Source organism: Mycobacterium kubicae, assembly GCF_015689175.1.
Lineage (GTDB): Bacteria > Actinomycetota > Actinomycetes > Mycobacteriales > Mycobacteriaceae > Mycobacterium > Mycobacterium kubicae.
This window is the reverse complement of record NZ_CP065047.1, coordinates 4,902,639-4,919,226: the sequence shown is the minus strand read 5'-3', so window position 1 is coordinate 4,919,226 and position 16,588 is coordinate 4,902,639. Positions and strand designations below refer to the sequence as shown.

The 16,588-nt window shown below is 66.0% G+C and carries 18 protein-coding genes; 14 read left to right on the top strand and 4 right to left on the bottom strand.

Annotated elements, in window-relative coordinates:
* Position 1: 1 nt before the first annotated feature.
* Together I2456_RS22990 and I2456_RS22985 are read left to right on the top strand one after the other, a co-directional pair.
* Entirely contained in the window at positions 2–853 is an 852-nt protein-coding gene (locus tag I2456_RS22990) for an ABC transporter ATP-binding protein (protein ID WP_085075400.1), read from the top strand.
* Positions 850–1,710 (top strand): ABC transporter permease, encoded by an 861-nt coding sequence (locus tag I2456_RS22985; protein WP_085075399.1) that lies wholly within the window; start codon positions 850–852, stop codon positions 1,708–1,710. The genes I2456_RS22990 and I2456_RS22985 overlap by 4 nt, the downstream gene beginning before the upstream one ends.
* 16 nt (positions 1,711–1,726) lie before the next feature.
* On the opposite strand, the gene I2456_RS22980 is transcribed toward I2456_RS22985, so the two are convergent.
* The gene (locus tag I2456_RS22980; protein ID WP_085075398.1) at positions 1,727–3,409 is read right to left on the bottom strand and encodes a PE-PPE domain-containing protein; all 1,683 of its coding nucleotides are present in this window, start codon (positions 3,407–3,409) and stop codon (positions 1,727–1,729) included.
* Positions 3,410–3,581: 172 nt separating this feature from the next.
* On the opposite strand from I2456_RS22980, the gene I2456_RS22975 reads away from it, so the two are divergent.
* The 8 genes from I2456_RS22975 to I2456_RS22940 all read left to right on the top strand — a co-directional run bounded on the left by I2456_RS22975 (position 3,582) and on the right by I2456_RS22940 (position 10,834).
* Positions 3,582–4,235 (top strand): sensor domain-containing protein, encoded by a 654-nt coding sequence (locus I2456_RS22975; protein ID WP_085075397.1) that lies wholly within the window; start codon positions 3,582–3,584, stop codon positions 4,233–4,235.
* A gap of 36 nt (positions 4,236–4,271) precedes the next feature.
* Positions 4,272–5,132 carry a DMT family transporter gene (locus I2456_RS22970; RefSeq protein ID WP_205880185.1) on the top strand — a complete coding sequence of 287 codons (861 nt, stop codon included), beginning with the start codon at positions 4,272–4,274 and terminating at the stop codon, positions 5,130–5,132.
* Positions 5,133–5,207: 75 nt separating this feature from the next.
* Positions 5,208–5,876 carry a M15 family metallopeptidase gene (locus I2456_RS22965; RefSeq protein WP_241008027.1) on the top strand — a complete coding sequence of 223 codons (669 nt, stop codon included), beginning with the start codon at positions 5,208–5,210 and terminating at the stop codon, positions 5,874–5,876.
* Between the two features lie 57 nt (positions 5,877–5,933).
* Positions 5,934–6,746 carry a methyltransferase domain-containing protein gene (locus I2456_RS22960; protein ID WP_085075395.1) on the top strand — a complete coding sequence of 271 codons (813 nt, stop codon included), beginning with the start codon at positions 5,934–5,936 and terminating at the stop codon, positions 6,744–6,746.
* Between the two features lie 101 nt (positions 6,747–6,847).
* Entirely contained in the window at positions 6,848–8,425 is a 1,578-nt protein-coding gene (locus I2456_RS22955; protein WP_085075394.1) for a methylmalonyl-CoA mutase family protein, read from the top strand.
* A gap of 2 nt (positions 8,426–8,427) precedes the next feature.
* Complete coding sequence (locus tag I2456_RS22950; protein WP_068163094.1) at positions 8,428–8,853, top strand: cobalamin B12-binding domain-containing protein; 426 nt, start codon at positions 8,428–8,430, stop codon at positions 8,851–8,853.
* A complete protein-coding gene (locus I2456_RS22945; RefSeq protein WP_068163091.1) occupies positions 8,838–9,794 on the top strand; it encodes an LLM class F420-dependent oxidoreductase in 957 nt (318 codons plus the stop codon). The genes I2456_RS22950 and I2456_RS22945 overlap by 16 nt, the downstream gene beginning before the upstream one ends.
* Positions 9,795–9,841: 47 nt before the next feature.
* Positions 9,842–10,834, top strand: coding sequence for a CaiB/BaiF CoA transferase family protein (locus I2456_RS22940; protein ID WP_241008026.1), 993 nt, complete (start codon positions 9,842–9,844; stop codon positions 10,832–10,834).
* Between the two features lies 1 nt (position 10,835).
* On the opposite strand, the gene I2456_RS22935 is transcribed toward I2456_RS22940, so the two are convergent.
* Positions 10,836–11,156, bottom strand: a complete 321-nt coding sequence (locus tag I2456_RS22935) for a DUF4286 family protein (RefSeq protein ID WP_068028357.1) — start codon at positions 11,154–11,156, stop codon at positions 10,836–10,838.
* A gap of 20 nt (positions 11,157–11,176) precedes the next feature.
* Positions 11,177–11,458: a 2Fe-2S iron-sulfur cluster-binding protein gene (locus I2456_RS22930; RefSeq protein ID WP_068028359.1), complete on the bottom strand. Its 282-nt coding sequence runs from the start codon at positions 11,456–11,458 to the stop codon at positions 11,177–11,179.
* A gap of 112 nt (positions 11,459–11,570) precedes the next feature.
* Between I2456_RS22930 and I2456_RS22925 the strand changes: the two genes are divergently transcribed.
* The 4 genes from I2456_RS22925 to I2456_RS22910 are packed head-to-tail and all read left to right on the top strand — an operon-like array spanning position 11,571 to position 15,701.
* Positions 11,571–12,974: a class I adenylate-forming enzyme family protein gene (locus tag I2456_RS22925; RefSeq protein ID WP_085075392.1), complete on the top strand. Its 1,404-nt coding sequence runs from the start codon at positions 11,571–11,573 to the stop codon at positions 12,972–12,974.
* Positions 12,952–13,857 carry an acyl-CoA dehydrogenase family protein gene (locus I2456_RS22920; protein WP_085075391.1) on the top strand — a complete coding sequence of 302 codons (906 nt, stop codon included), beginning with the start codon at positions 12,952–12,954 and terminating at the stop codon, positions 13,855–13,857. The genes I2456_RS22925 and I2456_RS22920 overlap by 23 nt, the downstream gene beginning before the upstream one ends.
* The gene (locus tag I2456_RS22915) at positions 13,844–14,932 is read left to right on the top strand and encodes an acyl-CoA dehydrogenase family protein (RefSeq protein WP_085075390.1); all 1,089 of its coding nucleotides are present in this window, start codon (positions 13,844–13,846) and stop codon (positions 14,930–14,932) included. The genes I2456_RS22920 and I2456_RS22915 overlap by 14 nt, the downstream gene beginning before the upstream one ends.
* 1 nt (position 14,933) lies before the next feature.
* Complete coding sequence (locus I2456_RS22910) at positions 14,934–15,701, top strand: enoyl-CoA hydratase/isomerase family protein (RefSeq protein ID WP_085075389.1); 768 nt, start codon at positions 14,934–14,936, stop codon at positions 15,699–15,701.
* A gap of 4 nt (positions 15,702–15,705) precedes the next feature.
* On the opposite strand, the gene I2456_RS22905 is transcribed toward I2456_RS22910, so the two are convergent.
* The gene (locus tag I2456_RS22905; RefSeq protein WP_085075388.1) at positions 15,706–16,581 is read right to left on the bottom strand and encodes a proline iminopeptidase-family hydrolase; all 876 of its coding nucleotides are present in this window, start codon (positions 16,579–16,581) and stop codon (positions 15,706–15,708) included.
* Between the last annotated feature and the right edge of the window lie 7 nt (positions 16,582–16,588).

Sequence of the window (16,588 nt, the reverse complement as noted above, 5' to 3'; positions counted from 1 at the left end):
CATGGCATCTACGCGGCGGCCGGGTGCGGTACATGTCCGTGGATTGTCGAAGACCTACGGGCGCGTCGCCGCGGTCCGCGATCTGGATCTCGACGTCGGTTACGGCGAGATCTTCGCCATCCTCGGCCCCAACGGGGCGGGCAAGTCGACCACCATCGAGATACTCGAGGGACACCGGAAACGCGACGCCGGGCAGGTGCGGGTGCTGGGTGAAGATCCCGGAGTGGCCGGCCGCAGTTGGCGGGCCCGAATCGGCATCGTCCTGCAAGAGGCCAGCGACGCCGGGATGCTGACGGTGTCAGAAACCGTGCGGATGTTCGCGAAATGCTATGGCAAGGCCCGGGTTCCCGCAGAGGTACTCGAACTCGTCGGCCTGGGGTCGGTCGCGGGTTCGCGAGTGCGGACGCTATCCGGCGGGCAGCGTCGTCGCCTCGACGTCGCTTTGGGCATCATCGGCATGCCCGAATTGCTCTTCCTGGACGAACCGACAACCGGGTTCGATCCGGAAGCCAGAAGGCAATTCTGGGACCTGATCAAGCTGCTGTCAGCCGACGGCACGACGATCCTGCTGACCACGCACTACCTCGAGGAAGCCGCCGCGCTGGCAGACCGCGTCGCGGTGATCGTGGGCGGCAGGGTGGTGGCCGTCGACTCACCGATCCGACTGACCGGATATGTCAGTTCCGCCGCGACGGTCCGGTGGATCGAGGGAGACGAGGTGCACGTGGAAAAGACCGATCGCCCAACCGATTTGATCAGGCAGCGTTCCGATAGCGGGGCAGAACTGGCCGGGCTGACCGTAACCCGACCCACGCTGGAAGACGCCTATCTGCAGTTGATCGGGATGGCATGACGGGCAGCGTTCACACCCCCAGCGCCGCACCGCCCCGACACCGCTCCGCGGATCAGCAGCCGGCCCTGCCGTCCCCGCTGCGGATCGGACTGTCGCGAATCATTCCGGAAGTCAAGATGTTCGTGCGCCGGCCCGAGCAGTTGGCTCTGACGTTTTCCATGCCGGCGGTGATCAGCATCCTGCTGGGCTCCATCTTCTCCACCAAACTGCCGCATAGCGATACCAGCATCGGCGCCGTTCTCTCGGCGAGCATCCTTGCTTACGGCATCCTTTCGACGTCATTCATCAATCTCGGCATCAGCATCGCTTATGACCGCGACACCGGCGCTTTGCGGCGGTTTCGGGGGACGCCGACCACCGCGTCGTCCTATTTCATCGGCAAGATCTCGCTGGTTGCCATCGCCAGCCTCGCCGAGGCCGTAGTACTGCTGGCGGTGGGGGTGTTCGTCTTCAAATTGCGGTTGCCGTCCAGCGTTTTCGGGTGGTTCACGTTCTCCTGGGTGTTCGTGCTCGGCGTCGTCAGTTGTTCGTTGTTGGGCATCTTCGTCAGCAACTTCGCAAGTAACGCGGTGTCGGCCGCGGCGATAACCAATGCTCCGGCCATCGGCTTGCAATTTCTGTCCGGCACTTACGTTCCCATCACCGCGCTACCGACGTGGATGTTGACGCTGGGATCGGTCTTCCCGGTCAAATGGATGGCGCAGGGTTTCCGCTCGGTCCTGTTGCCATCGGAAATGGCCGCCTTCGAACCGGCCGGTAGTTGGGAGCACTGGCGGATATTCCTCGTGCTCACGGCGTGGAGTATCGGCGGGCTGGTCGCCTGTCGCGCAGTATTCAGATGGTCGGACCGAGACTGACCTCCGGGTGCCCAGCTCACGGACTCGGAAACGGCGTCCCGGTGAAGATGGTATCGATCGCCTCGGCGAGGACGGTCAGTTCCAGGCCTGCGGTGAGGGGCACCAAGCCCATGTTGGCCGCAATCGGCAGCCCGAATGCGTTGATCAGCCCCTCGATCGGCTGGCCGGTCACCATCTGGCCTATCCCGCTCAGGAACAGGTTGACGTCATAGGACGGCAACGAGACCGCGAGCGCGGTCGCGATATCCGCGGTCGGCAATAGCGTCGCGTAAGCCGTCGACAGATCAGCGGTGGCGGTGCCGACGATCTGCGTGTTCGCCGTCTCTAAGCCGGTGATGAGGTCGGTGATCGACGGCGGGCCGGTGGGCAGGGTGAAGCCGCCCGTTCCGGAGGTCAACGACGTCAACGCAGCCGAAATGTCGTGCAGCGACGGCAATGCGGGCGGCCCGCCCGCCAAGAGGTCGGTGGCCGCAGCGGTTATTCCTTGTTGGAAGCCGCTGGCCAAAGCGGGCCCCAGTGCGACGGTGTCGCTCAGTGGCGGTAGGAATCCGAACGGGGTGGGCACGTCGGCCGGTCCGGTGGACCAGCCGAAGTTCGGATCTCCGTAGCCCCAGTTGACGATTGGCTTGAGAATCGGATTGAGGAAGTCTGCGGTCGGAGTTCCTACGAACGGGATGGCCCGCAGCGGATCGAGCAACGGCAGGTTCTCCGTCGGGATCATGTAGTAGGTGGTCAAGCTCGGCCCCTGCGTGGGCAATTGGATGGCTGACGCGATCTGCGCCGGCGTCAAATCGGCATAACCGGTGTGCACCGTGACCATGCCCGCCAACGCGTTGAGGTCGGAGACGATATTGATCGGATAGCGCGGGAAGTCGGCCCAGCCGTCGTATTCCAGGGCATACGACAAAGTGTTGAAGCTGTTGCTCGGGGCCGCGCCCAGGGTGGAGAACCCCAGCGTCGGCAGGCTCAGACCCGGAAAGCGTGCGTCCCAGCCGCCATTGGGAGTCATCGAATTGCCAAGCAGCACAAAGTTGATCGGCAGCGAGCTGGGCGTGCCGGTGGGATCCAGCAACTGCATTTCCAGCGAAGCGATATTGGCGCCTTGCGAGTAACCCACAATGTTGAGGACGTTGCCCGCGGCGAGTTGCTGCTGAATCTGGGTGTTCAAGATTTGCACGCCGCGAGAGATCGAAACGCTCTGCAGCAGATCTTTGACACCGCTATCGGGATATTCCCCGGCTGGCATCGCCAAGCCCTGCACCAGGCCGGCAGGGAAATGTGGGAGCACGTACTTGTCCACGACGTTGGTGATGAAGTCTGCCGGCGGTATGGGTGTTCCGCTGCCGTCCAAGACGAACGTGACCGTGTTCGCCAGCGCCGGGGCGATGGTGTTCGGCGAGGCGAGCGCAGTAACCCCCGCGGCCTCGGCACTGGTGTAGGCGTTGCCGGCCGCGGCAAGTGCTTGGACGAAGTCGCCGTGGAACGCTGCCGCCTGGCCGATGACGGCCTGGCACTCCCGGGCGTACCCGCTGAACAGGGCGGCTATCGCGTCAGACACCTCGTCGGCGGCTGCCGCCACCGCGCTGGTCGTCCGGGCTGCCGCGGCGGAAGCGGCCTGATTGATCGTCGTTCCCAGTGTCGCCATATCCGCTGCCGCCGCTGCCATCAGCTGCGGCTGCGTCAGCACGTACGCCCCCATGGGGCCATCTTTATCACGAAGGGAACGCCGCCGTGCCCAAGCGGCAATTCACCCAGCCAATTCCCAGGCAGGGCAAAGCCATCCGCCGGGTGGCCAATCTATGTAGAGGCTATGTGCCCGACCTGGTTCGGCTTGTCGGGCCGTTCCTGCGCCCTAGGCTGCCGAAGCAACGATGAAAGCAACCACGCGCAGCGCCATTTCCCCCCGGACCCTCGGGTCGGCCCTCGTTGTCAGCTGTGCCATCGCCGCCTGCTCGCACCACGGCACCGCCGCGAAGCAGCCCCCGGTCGCGGGAACACATGCCGATTCGTTGATCGTCAGCGTCGAAGAGGTACGGCGCATCGCCAACCACGAAGGTCTGACCGCCCACTCCCACGCCGACCTGCGTCACCCGCCGCCGGCCGACTTGACCGCCCCAGGCCCGTGCCGTGCCGCGGGAATCAGCGATCTCACCTTCGGTGCCGGCTGGTCGGAATTCCGCAGCGCCGGTTACCACGGCATCACCGACGACCTCAAACCCGGCGGGCCCGCCATGATCCAAACCGTGAGCCAGGCGGTCGCGATCTACCCGGACGCGACCACCGCGCGCGGTGCGCTGGGCCAGCTGGAGTCCGCGTTGCAAGCCTGTACGGCTTTGCACGACAGCAATTACGACTTCACGATCGATCGGCCCGATGCTGGCACCGTGCGCATCACCGACGAGGGCTGGAGCCATCTGTACCGGGCGAAATCCTCGGTCTTGATCTCGGTGGGCGTGCTGGGCATCGAACCGGCCGACCGGATCGCCGCGACCATCATGCAGACCGCCACCGATCGGGTCCGCTGACACCGGCGCTCGCCGTCGCCTCCGTATGGTCGATGTGTGCTGATCGGTTTGCTCCTCGCCCTGGGTTGCTCGGTGTGTTACGGAACGGCGTCGGTGCTGCAGGCCGCGGCGACCCGATCGGTGGAAGCCGGCAGCGGCTCCGGTGTCGATGCGGTGCTGTTGATACGCGCCCTGCGGCAATGGCGCTACATCGTGGGCCTGGCTTTGGACGGCGTCGGATTTGCGCTGCAGGTGGCGGCACTGCGCCTGGTGCCCATCTACGTAGTCGGGGCCGCGCTGGCCGCGTCCATCGCCGTCACCGCCATCGTGGCCGCCTGGATGCTGTCGGCGCGGCTGTCACCGGCCGAATGGACGGCCGTCGGCGTCGTCTGCGCCGGCCTGACCATGCTGGCCATTGCGGCCGGACCCGAAGGCACGCGGCACGGACCGCACGGACTCAAGTGGGGTCTGCTGGCCGTCGATGCGGCGATCTTCCTCATCGGCGCGGGTGCCGGCCGGCTCGGTGACCGCTCGCGAGCGCTCGTCCTGGGTCTGTGTGCCGGCAGCGGCTTCGGCGTGGTCGAGATCGGTGTGCGCCTGATCGAATCCTTCGATCCGCGCAAAGGTGCCTTCTACACCCATCCGGCGTTGTACGCGGCCGCCGCCGGCGGGGCCGCCGGGTTCCTGCTGCTGACCTCGGCTCTGCAACGGGGGTCGGTGACCACTGCGGTGGCCGGGATGGTCGTCGGTGAGACGATCGCGCCCGCCTTCATCGGCGTGGTGTGGTTCGGCGACCTCACCCGCGCGGGTCTGGGCTGGATGGTGGTCGCAGGCTTCGCCGTCGCGGTCCTGGGAACATTGGTACTGGCCCGATTCGGTGAAGCGCCGACTCCCGAACCCAGCGTCGAACCTTCCTGAGCGGCCGCGCCAATCCCGTTCTCCGGCCCGACTCCCGGTGACAATTGAGGCGTGCGCCTGTTGAGCCGGTTCGTCGTGTCGGTAGCCCTGCTCGCACCTTTCGGCGCGGGCGCCGCTGCGGCCAGCGCGGACGTACCGCCGGTAAGCGACGCCGCACGCGCAGCCGGATTCGTCGACGCGCGAACCGTGGTTCCCGACGCCCTCATCGATCTGCGATACGCGACGACCAACAACTTCACGCACACGCAGTTGTATCCCGCCGACGCCCGCTGCCTGGTGCATCAAGATCTGGCGCCGGGGCTTGCCGCGGCCGCGGCGGCATTGCGACCGCAAGGGCACGTGCTGGTGTTCTGGGACTGCTACCGCCCACACGACGTTCAGGTCAAGATGTTCAAGATCGTGCCCAATCCCGCGTGGGTGGCCCGGCCCGGTCAGTACGCACACAGTCACGAGTCCGGTCGCTCGGTCGACGTCACCTTCACCAGCATGCTGCCACAATGCCCGGCCGAGCGTCACGTGTCCGGCTTGTGCCTGGCCGACATGGGCACAGACTTCGACGACTTCTCCCCGCGCGCAACAGCATTCGCCACCCAGAACGTGAGCCCCGAAGCGCAGGGCAACCGGGCGCGGCTGCGCGACGCCATGAAGTACGGCGGGCTGTCGGTCTACTCCGGAGAGTGGTGGCATTTCGACGGACCCGGTGCCGCGGTCGACCGCGCGATCCTCGATGTCCCAGTCAACTGATCTCAGAATGCGAGATGCATATCTCATATCCTGAAAAGCGCGGTAGGCTGGCGTCTCATGAGCGAACGCCGCGCCGTCTATACCCATGGCCACCACGAGTCGGTGTTGCGCAGCCACCGGCAGCGCACCGCGAACAACTCGGCCGCCTACCTGTTGCCGCACCTGCAGCCGGGTTTGTCGCTGCTCGACATCGGTTGCGGCCCAGGCACCATCACGGTCGACTTGGCGGCCCGAATCGCGCCGGGAGTCGTCACGGCCGTGGAACAAGCCGACGACGCTCTTGCTCTGGCACGGGCGGAAGCCGAACGGCAGGGCGTGTCCAACATTTCGTTCGTGACCTCCGACGTGCATTCGCTGGACTTCCCTGACGACACCTTCGACATCGTCCACGCTCATCAGGTGCTGCAGCATGTCGCCGACCCGGTGCAAGCGCTGCGGGAGATGAAGCGGGTGTGCGCGCCGGGTGGGGTGGTCGCGGCTCGCGATGCCGACTACGCGGGCTTCATCTGGTACCCGCAGCTTCCGGCGCTCGACCGTTGGCTCGACCTGTACCAACGGGCGCATCGCACCAACGGTGGTGAACCCGACGCGGGCCGGCGGTTGCTGTCCTGGGCGTTGCAGGCCGGCTTCGATGACGTGACGCCGACCGGCAGCCTCTGGTGCTTCGCGACCGAGCAGGACCGGCAGTGGTGGGGCGGTATGTGGGCCGACCGCATCGTGCAGTCCGATCTTTCTCGGCAGCTGGTCGACTCCGGCCTGGCGACGGAGACAGATCTGCAGGACGTCGCGGCGGCGTGGCGGGACTGGACGGCCGCCGCCGACGGGTGGCTGGCCGTGCCCCATGGAGAGATCCTCTGCCGGGTGACCTGAGCGGCTTGAGCGGCGCCGCCCGCAGGTGGTGATTTTGGCTGTTTCGCCAGCTCAGCGTATGGTATTGGCATTCTCTTTTTTTGCAAGTACGTTATGCACTGATGGATAACGCAGCCCAGACCCCGTCCGGCATTCCGCTCGCGCCGGTATACGGGCCGGAAGACAGGAGCGCGGAACCGCCGCCCCCTGGGCAGTTCCCGTTCACCCGGGGCAACTTCGCGTCCGGCTACCGCGGCAAGCTGTGGACGTTCCGGCAATATTCGGGGTTCGGGACCGCCGAGGAGTCCAACCGTCGCTATCGCTACCTGTTGGACCAAGGCGGAACCGGGCTTTCGGTGGCGCTGGACCTGCCTACCCAGTGCGGCTACGACTCCGACGATCCCGACTTCGGTGAAGAGGTCGGGCGGGTTGGTGTCGCGGTGGACACGTTGGCCGACGCTGAGATCCTGTTCGACGGAATCCCGCTGGACAAGATCAGCACGAGCATGACGATCAACGGTACCGCGGCGATCCTGCTGGCCTTCTATGTCGCGGCCGCCGAGCGCAAAGGAATCCCGCGCGCCAAACTCACCGGCACCATCCAGAACGACATCCTCAAGGAATACGCCTCGCGCGGCACCTGGATCTGGCCGCCGGAACCGTCATTGCGGCTCATCGCCGACACCATCGAGTTCTGCGCGGCCGAAGTGCCCAGATTCAACGCGATCTCGGTGGCAGGGGCGCACTTTCGCGATGCCGGAGCCACTGCGGTCCAGGAGATGGCATTCACCCTGGCCGACGGCGTCACCTACTGCGACACGGTGGTCGAACGCGGCCGGATGACCATCGACGAATTCGCGCCGCAGATCTCGTTCTTCTTCTACACCCACGGCGACTTCTTCGAGGAGATCGCCAAATACCGTGCGGGGCGGCGGCGTTGGGCCACGATCGTGCGGGAACGCTACGGATCCACCAAAGACAAGGCGTCGATGTTCCGCTTCGGCTGCGTGTGCGGCGGCGCGTCGCTGTATGCCCCGCAAGCCCACAACAACGTCGTTCGGGTCGCCTACGAAGCAATGGCGGCGGTGTTGGGCGGCGTCCAGTCGATGTTCACCGCGGCCTGGGATGAGCCCTTCGCATTGCCCACCGAAGAGTCGACCACCCTGGCGCTGCGCACCCAACAGATCCTGGCGTACGAGACCGGCGTGGCCAACGTGGCCGACCCCCTGGGCGGGTCGTACTTCGTCGAAGCGCTCACCGACGCCACCGAAGCCCGCATCGTCGAGATCATGGCCGACCTCGAGCAGCACGGCGGCATGGTCCGCGCCATCGAAGACGGGTACTTGCAGGGCCTGATTGCCGATGAAGCCTTCCGCATCCATCAGGAGGTCGAAGGCGGCACCCGTCCGGTCGTCGGGGTGAACCGGTTCGTCTCCGAAGAGCCCGAACCCGATATCGTCACCTACGAACTCGACGCCGAAGGGCGCGACTTGCAGCTGAAACGACTCACCAAAATCAAAGCCGAACGAGACAGTGGTGCAGTGCAATCCACTTTGGCCGAGTTGTCCCGCGCCGCCGAAGGCACCGACAACCTGATGCACAAGCTCATCGACTGCGCCAACGCCTACTGCACGGTCGGCGAGATGGTCTCCGCCCTCAAGGCGGTCTGGGGTGAGTTCGTGCAGCCGGTGGTGTTCTGACGATGGCGACCCGCGTCCTGATTGCCAAACCCGGACTCGACGGACATGACCGCGGCGCCAAGATCGTGGCACGCACGTTGCGCGACGCCGGCTTCGAGGTCATCTACACCGGTATTCGGCAGCGCATCGAGGACATCGCCTCGATCGCCGTGCAAGAGGACGTGGCCGTGGTCGGCTTGAGCATTCTGTCCGGTGCGCACCTGGCGCTCACCGTGCGCACCATCGAGGCGTTACGGGCCGCCGATGCGGCCGACATCGCCGTCGTGGTCGGCGGAACGATTCCGCACGCCGACGTGCCCAAGTTGCTGGACGCCGGTGCCGCCGCCGTATTCCCCACTGGGACATCGCTGGACACCCTGGTGCGCGACATCCGCGCGCTGACCGGTACCGCGCAACCGATCGAGGAGAACCCATGCGCCTCGGAGTGATGATCGGACCTGAGCGCGGCGACTCCGCCCGCAAGGTCAGTCGGATGCTCGCCGACATCGACTGGGCGGAGACGGCCGGGCTGGACACCGCCTGGATCCCCCAGATCCCCAACGACTTCGACGCGATGCTCGCCGTAGCCTTGATGGCCACGCGCACCAGCCGGATCGAGCTGGGCACCGCGGTGGTTCCGCTGCAAGCTCAGCACCCGATTGCATTGGCGCGTCAAGCCCTGTCCGCGCACGCGGCCACCGGTGGCCGCCTGGTTCTCGGCGTCGGGCCATCGCATCACTGGATCGTCGACGACATGCTCGGCATTCCTTACGAGCGGCCGGCCGCGTACACCCGGGACTACCTCGAAGTGCTGACCGCCGCCTTCGCCAATCCCGGACCGGTCGACGTGGAAAACGAGACCTTCCGCGTCCACAACCCGCTGGACCTGGCACCGGTTGCGCCACTGCCGGTGCTGATCGCCGCGCTCGGACCGGTCATGCTGACCATCGCCGGCGAGCGGGCCGACGGCACCGTGTTGTGGATGGCCGACGAACGCGCCGTGGCCGAGCACGTCGTCCCACGCATCACCAAGGCCGCCGACAATGCCGGACGCCCCGCGCCACGCATCGTCGCCGGCATACCGGTATGCCTTTGTGCGGCAGGCGAAGTCGATGCCGCGCGGGAGCGCGCCAATCGCATCCTCGGCGAGGCCGAAGTCTCCCCGAACTACCAGCGGTTGCTGGGTTACGGCGACGCCCGCGACGTCGGCGACATCTGCGCGGCCGGTGACGAGAAGGCGATTCTGGCGCGTTTCCGTCGATTCGCCGACGCCGGGCTGACGGACCTCTCGGTACGGCTGCTGCCCATCGGCGACAATCGCGACGAACTGATCGCCTCGAAGCGCCGCACCCGCGAAATGATCGCCGCGTTGGCGACGGAGTTGCGGTGACACCCACCGGTCCGCTGGCCGGAATACGCATTCTCGAGGTCGGCACCATGCTGGCCGGGCCGTATGCCACCATGCTGCTCGCCGATTTGGGCGCCGAAGTCGTCAAGATCGAACCGCTCGGCGGGGAAATCTCGCGCGGGGTCGGCAGCAGTTACTTCGGCAGTCTCAACCGCAACAAGTCGAGCGTCTGCCTGGACCTGAATTCCGCAGCCGGACAGGAGAATCTGCACCAGCTGGTGAGCCGATCGCATGCGCTTCTGGTGAACCTGAAACCGTCGGCCATTCACCGGTTGGGGCTCTCCTATCAGACGCTGCGGCAGTACAACGAGCGGATCGTCTGTGTAGCCATCACCGGCTTCGGTCTGCATGCCGGTGACGACCCGGCCTTCGACTACGTGATCCAGGCGGCCTTCGGTGTCGCCGCCCTGACCGGCGATCCCGACGGTCCGCCGACGCTTCCCGGCTACTCTTCGGCGGACAACTCCACCGGAATGTGCGCGGCACTGGGGCTTTTGGCCAAGATCATTTCGGGGACGGGTGGACAGGTCGACGTGTCACTGCGCGACGTGATGCTGTCCCAATTGAACTATCACGCGTCTGCGTACCTCAACGACGGCATCGAGCCGCACCGGCGGCCATTCGGAGCGCACTCGTACTACGTTCCCGCGCAACTCTTCCCGACCTCGGAGGGATATCTGGCGCTGTTCATCACCCATGACGGCTTCTGGAAGTCGTTCGCCACCGAAGCCGGCATCGGCGGCTTCGAAACGATGGCCGAGCGCGTGGCACGCCGCGACGAAGTGCTTGGCGTGGTGACAGCGATGCTGGCGACCGACACGGCGGCGAATTGGGAAGCTCGGCTACGCCCGCTCGGGGTTCCGGCCGCCGCGGTGCGGACCCTGCCCGAAGCGTTGCAAGCCACGCCGGAAGTCGTTGTGTCAGCGGGGGATCTACGCCTGGTCGGAAGCCCGATCCACATCTCCGGCTACCAGCCTGAGTATCGGCCGCCGCCGGCGTTGGATGACGCCGCGCGAGAATGAGCTACCCGCCGGGGTGGTACTCGGTGGTCACCTCGAGAAGCCGCATCACCGGCGGCGGATCGAATTGCAAGGCGTCGGACATGTGTAATTGACCGGCATTGTCGAGCATGTTCTGCAGCACCGACGGCAGGTCGTCGGCTTCGACCTCATAGAGGGCCACGTAGGGTCCGTCACCGTCCACCGGACGCAGGCGGCGGGCCGACACGATGCCGTCCAGGGCGACGAGTTCCTTCAGATGGACCTCGTTGTACCAGGTGTTGTATTCCTCGTCGCGGTCGGGCGAACTAGGAAAACTCTCGACATAGATGATCCCTTTGGCCATGCTCGCCGCCTCTCCTCTGGCTATTCGTAGCGCACGGTGATCGGCGCCTGATCGGGTACGCCCTGGCAGGTCAGAATGTAGCCCTCGGCCACTTCGTCGTCTTCGAGCGCGTCGTTGACCCGCATGGTGGCGGTGCCCTCGACGAGGCGCGCCATGCAGGTCCCGCAGTTGCCGGCCTCGCAGTTGAACGGTGGATCCAGTCCTGCCCGCCGGGCGCTTTCCAGCAGCGTCTCGCCCGGAACCAGCGGGACCGTGACTTTCTTGCGGTCGAGGTGAATCGTCACCATGCCGCCATCGGTCATGACCGCCCTCTCGGATCACCTGTACTTGCGTTCTTCAGTATAGAGAATACTATTCTCATCAACCGATAGGATCTTCTCAGCACCTTCTCACAAGCTCGGAGAGGAACGGGACGTGACCGAGCCGGCCGCGCTCGCGTTCGAAGAACGGCAGTTCAGCCTGCCGGAGCTCGACGCGCTGGCCTCCGGGCTGGCCACGTCGTTGTCTGACCGGGGGGCCGGGCCGGGACAGCGCATCGCGGTGATGTCCTCCAACCGGCCGGAATTCGTGGCCGCGGTGCTGGCGATCTGGCGTCTCGGCGCCGCCGCGGTCCTGATCAGCCCCGCCTGGAAACCCGACGAGGTGGACCACGCGCTGGGGGTGACCGATCCCGCTCACGCGATCGGCGATCATCCCGTCCTCGCCGGCATGATGCCGATGCTGGACCTCGACGAACCCATCACACCGGTGCACGCCACGTCCGGTCCGCCAGCGGCGCACGACGACGCCCTGCTGGTGTTCAGCTCCGGTACCACCGGGCTGCCGAAGGCGGTTCGCCACACCCACTCGTCGCTGGATGTCGCGGTGCGCCAGTGGCGCGACGCGCTGCACCTGACCGCTCGCGACCGCATTCAGGTCGCCACACCGCCCTCGCACATCCTCGGCCTGCTCAACATCCTCACCGCACTGCGCTCGCGGGCCTGGCTGCGGCTGCATCCGCGCTTCGACATCGGCCGGATGCTGCGGCACATCGAAACCGACCGCATCACCGTGGAAATGGCGGTGGCCCCGATAGCTCTGGCCATCGCTGCGCACCCCGATCTGGAGTCGTATGACCTGTCGTCGCTGCGCTTCATCATGTGGGGTGCCACGCCGGTCACCGCGAGCATCGCCGAGACGGTGACCCGGCGCACGGGCATCGGTTGGGTTCCGGCATACGGCACCACGGAGCTGCCGGTGATCGCGTGCAATCCGTTGGTCGGGTCCCGGTTGGACACCGTGGGCCCGGCGGTGCCGGGAGTGCAGCTGCGCATCGTGTCGCTGGACACCGGCCGGCCCGTGGCCGCCGGCGAAGTCGGCGAGATCCAGGCGCGATCGGCGTCCCTGATGGCCGGTTACTTGCCGGCCGAAGCCACCGCCGAGGCCATGCAGCAGGGCTGGTACCGGACCGGGGACGTCGGATGGCTGGACCGCAACGGTTGTCTGCGCATCACCGACCGGCTCAAAGAGATGATCAAGGTGCGCGGCTTTCAAGTGGCACCCGCCGAGATCGAAACCGTGCTGCACGGGCACCCGGCCGTCCGCGATTGCGCGGTCTTCGGTGTCCCCGACGGCGCCAACGGGGAAGCCGTGGTGGCCGCCGTCGCCACGCAGGCATCGGTCGAGGCCGCCGAACTGGCGGCTCGGGTGGAAGCCAGGCTGGCGTCCTACAAACGCCTGAGCCGGGTGGTGTTCGTGCCCGACATTCCCCGCTTGCCGTCGGGCAAAGTGCTGCGCCGAGTGCTCAAGGAGCTGTATGGATGTCCGTCTAACCACTGAGCAACAGCAGCTTCGGGACGCCGCCGCCAAGCTGGCCGACGATCTGGGTCCGGCGGCGGTGTCTGACCTCGCCGACGAGAGCCGAATTGCCCGGCTGGACAAGCAACTTCGAGCCACGGGTTGGCGGGCACTGCGATCAGACGGCGCATCCGGTGTCGAAGTGGCCATCGTCGCCGAGGAATTCGGTCGCCGGCTGGTGGACACACCGTTCCTGGGGCCGGTGCTGGCCGACGAGTTGGCCCGTCACCTCGACGTCGACGGCCGCGGCGTGACCATTGTGTCCGACGACCTTGCTTTCGACACCCGCGGATACCCACGGGCCCTGTCGCTTTCCGGTACGACGGTGGGCCGTGCCGACCTCGACGCCGGCTCCGGCGGTGCCGACCTGACCCGGGCCAGTGCCAGGATCATCGGTACGCCGACGCCTCTTGGTGAGGTGTCCACCGAGGTCGCCCGGCGCTGGCAAGCGCTGGCGCTGGTCGCCACGGCGGCCGATCTGGTGGGTTGTGCGCGCGGTGCCCACGCCGTTGCCTGTGACTACGCCAAGATCCGTGAGCAATATGGCAAACAGATCGGCTCCTATCAGGCCGTTGCGCACCTGCTCGCCGAAAGCCTTGCGCTGATCGAGGGTTCGATCAGCATCCTGCGCCATGCGGCGTGGGCTGTCGACGAACTCGATCCGGAGCAAGCCATACGGGCTGCCCAGGTGTCCAAAGTCTATTGCGCGCGCGCCGCTCGCACCGTGTGCGAGACGGCGATCCAGGTGCATGGGGGCATCGGCAACACCTGGGACTGCCTGGTGCACGTTTACCTGCGCCGCGCCTTGACGTCGACCGAGCTGTGGCCGGTATCGCTGAAGGAGATCAACTTTGGACTTTCGTGATTCGCCACCGGAGGCCGCCTTCCGGGAACGGTTGCGATCGTGGCTTTCCCTGCACGCCAACGAATTCACCGGATCGGGTGACGACTACTGGGCGCGGCAGGCGCACTGGCACCAGGCGCTGCACCGGGAAGGCTTCTTCGGGCTGTCCTGGCCCCGTGAATACGGCGGTCAGGAACTGCCGCCGGTGTACGACGTCATCGTCGACGAAGAGTTGGCCCGGGCCGGGGCGCCGCCGCGGCCCAGCGTCGGCTACCTGGTGTACGGAATCGGCAGGCACGCCAGTGACGAACTGCGACAGCGGTTTCTGCCCGGCATCATCGACGGCAGCGAACGCTGGTGCCAAGGCTTCAGCGAGCCCGGTGCCGGCTCGGATCTGGCGTCGCTGACCACCACCGCCACCCGCGACGGTGACCACTACGTGGTGCACGGGCACAAGATCTGGACCAGCTACTCCGATGTCGCCGACTGGTGTCTGCTGCTGGCCCGCACCGATCCGCACGCCAAGCGGCACCGCGGGCTGTCCGCGTTCATCATCGCCATGAAACAACCGGGGGTGCAGCAGCATCCGCTGCGCATGATCAACGGTGTCACCAATGAATTCGGCCAGGTCTTCTTCGACGGCGCCACGGTCCCCGCAGACCGGATGGTCGGCGCACCGGGTGACGGCTGGGCGGTGGCCATGACCGTCGTCGGGCACGAACGTGAGCCGTCCACCCTCGGTTATGCGGCCCGCTACACCAAGCTGGTACGAAATCTGTTGCAGCGCAATGGCACAGAGGCAGACGAAGACGTCGCGTGGGCGGCAATACAGGCCGAGATGCTCACTCATCACGTGCGGCGGCGGTTGTCCGAACAACTCGACGGCGTCTCGCACGGGCCAGAAGGCTCACTGGACAAGCTGTTGATGACCTGGGTCGAGCAGTCTGTCGGGCATGCGGCGCTGGGTGTCGGCGGTACCCGCGATCCCGAACTCCTCAATGCCTACCTGTACAGCCGCGCGCAGAGCGTGATGGGCGGAACCTCGCAGATACAGAAGAACATCATCGCTTCGCGGATCTTGGGATTGGGAGTCTGACATGTATGACATGCCAAGGGAAATCGACGTGCGCGCCGACGGCGGACTGCGGATCATCACGCTGAACCGCCCCGACGACCTCAACGCGGTCAACGACAACCTGCACGTCGGACTTGCGCGGTTGTGGCAGCGACTGTCCGATGATCCCACCGCCCGCGCGGCGGTGCTGACCGGCAGCGGCCGGGCGTTCTCGGCCGGCGGCGATTTCGCCTATCTTGCCGAATTGGCGCAAGACGCGGAATTGCGCGCCAAGACGATCAGGGATGGCCGCGAGATTGTGCTGGGCATGGCTCGCTGCCGGATCCCGGTCATCGCCGCGGTCAACGGACCGGCCGTTGGTTTGGGCTGCAGCCTGGTCGCGTTGAGTGACATCGTCTACATCGCCGAAGACGCCTTCCTCGCAGACCCGCACGTACAAGTGGGTCTGGTGGCCGCCGATGGCGGACCACTGACTTGGCCGCTGCACATCAGTCTGATGCTGGCCAAGGAATATGCGTTGACAGGCACCAAGATCGGCGCCGCGCGCGCCGTCGAACTCGGTCTGGCCAACCACGTCGCCGCCGACCCGCTGGCCGAGGCCACCGTCTGCGCCCAACGCATCATGACGCTGCCGCAACAGGCCGTCGAAAGCACCAAGCGGCTGCTCAACATTCACTTGGAACGGGCCGTGCTGGCCAGCTTGGACTACGCGTTGTCCGCCGAACATCAGTCCTTCACCACCGACGATTTCCGCTCCATCGTCAGCAAGCTGAATTCGGGCAAGAATTAGCGGCTCAATCGTGGCCGCGTAAGAACTCCCGCATCACACGATCGAATCGGTCCGGTTCTTCGATGAAGGGCATGTGCGAACTCGACTCGAACAACTCGAACCGCGACCCCGCGATGCGCTGCTGCATGTCGCGCATCTCCTCGGGAGAGCATTCGTCGTACCGGCCCGCCAAAAGCAGTGTGGGAATCGTGATTTCACTCAAGCGCGCTACCACATCCCAATCTCGCACCGTCCCGGTGATGCGAAAGTCGCTCGGCCCGAACATCGTCTCGAATATTTCGATGCCCATGTTGCGGAAAGCGTCCTGAAGTTCGGCAGGCCAGGGCCGCTTGCGGCACAGGTAGGTCTCATTCCACGTCTTGATCGCGGCCTGGTACTCCGCGGAATGGGTTGTGCCGGCAGCCTCGTGGCGGTCGATGGCGGCCTGGGTCGCCGCATCCAACTCCAATTTCAATCGCGCCACGTTCTCGGCGAACAACGGTATCGACGCTGTGCTGTTGGAGATGACGAAACTCGCGACGGGTGACGGCACGTCCAGGACGTACTGCTGGGCCAGCATCCCGCCCCAGGAGTTGCCGAAGAGGTGGAAGCGGTGCAAGGCCAGCCCCCGCACGACGGCGTCCATCTCGGCGACCGAGCGTTGCATCGTCCAAAGGCGGGCGTCGGATGGCCGGTCGGATTTTCCGCAGCCCAGCTGATCCCAGTAGATGACTTCACGTTCGTCGGCCAAGCGTTGCAGCGCGTTCAAATAGTCGTGAGGGAGCCCGGGGCCGCCATGCACGACGAGCAGCGGCAGACCGGTGCCAGGACTCCGGGGTCCGACCCGCCGGTACCAGACATTGCCGCCCGGGACCGCGATGGTCCCCTCCCGTTGCGTCACAGCAGCA

Coding starts and splice junctions, on each gene's coding strand:
- I2456_RS22990 (WP_085075400.1), top strand. CDS start 2: ATGGCATCTACGCGGCGGCCGGGTGCGGTACATGTCCGTGGATTGTCG.
- I2456_RS22985 (WP_085075399.1), top strand. CDS start 850: ATGACGGGCAGCGTTCACACCCCCAGCGCCGCACCGCCCCGACACCGC.
- I2456_RS22980 (WP_085075398.1), bottom strand. CDS start 3,409: ATGGGGGCGTACGTGCTGACGCAGCCGCAGCTGATGGCAGCGGCGGCA.
- I2456_RS22975 (WP_085075397.1), top strand. CDS start 3,582: ATGAAAGCAACCACGCGCAGCGCCATTTCCCCCCGGACCCTCGGGTCG.
- I2456_RS22960 (WP_085075395.1), top strand. CDS start 5,934: ATGAGCGAACGCCGCGCCGTCTATACCCATGGCCACCACGAGTCGGTG.
- I2456_RS22955 (WP_085075394.1), top strand. CDS start 6,848: ATGGATAACGCAGCCCAGACCCCGTCCGGCATTCCGCTCGCGCCGGTA.
- I2456_RS22950 (WP_068163094.1), top strand. CDS start 8,428: ATGGCGACCCGCGTCCTGATTGCCAAACCCGGACTCGACGGACATGAC.
- I2456_RS22945 (WP_068163091.1), top strand. CDS start 8,838: ATGCGCCTCGGAGTGATGATCGGACCTGAGCGCGGCGACTCCGCCCGC.
- I2456_RS22940 (WP_241008026.1), top strand. CDS start 9,842: ATGCTGGCCGGGCCGTATGCCACCATGCTGCTCGCCGATTTGGGCGCC.
- I2456_RS22935 (WP_068028357.1), bottom strand. CDS start 11,156: ATGGCCAAAGGGATCATCTATGTCGAGAGTTTTCCTAGTTCGCCCGAC.
- I2456_RS22930 (WP_068028359.1), bottom strand. CDS start 11,458: ATGACCGATGGCGGCATGGTGACGATTCACCTCGACCGCAAGAAAGTC.
- I2456_RS22920 (WP_085075391.1), top strand. CDS start 12,952: ATGGATGTCCGTCTAACCACTGAGCAACAGCAGCTTCGGGACGCCGCC.
- I2456_RS22910 (WP_085075389.1), top strand. CDS start 14,934: ATGTATGACATGCCAAGGGAAATCGACGTGCGCGCCGACGGCGGACTG.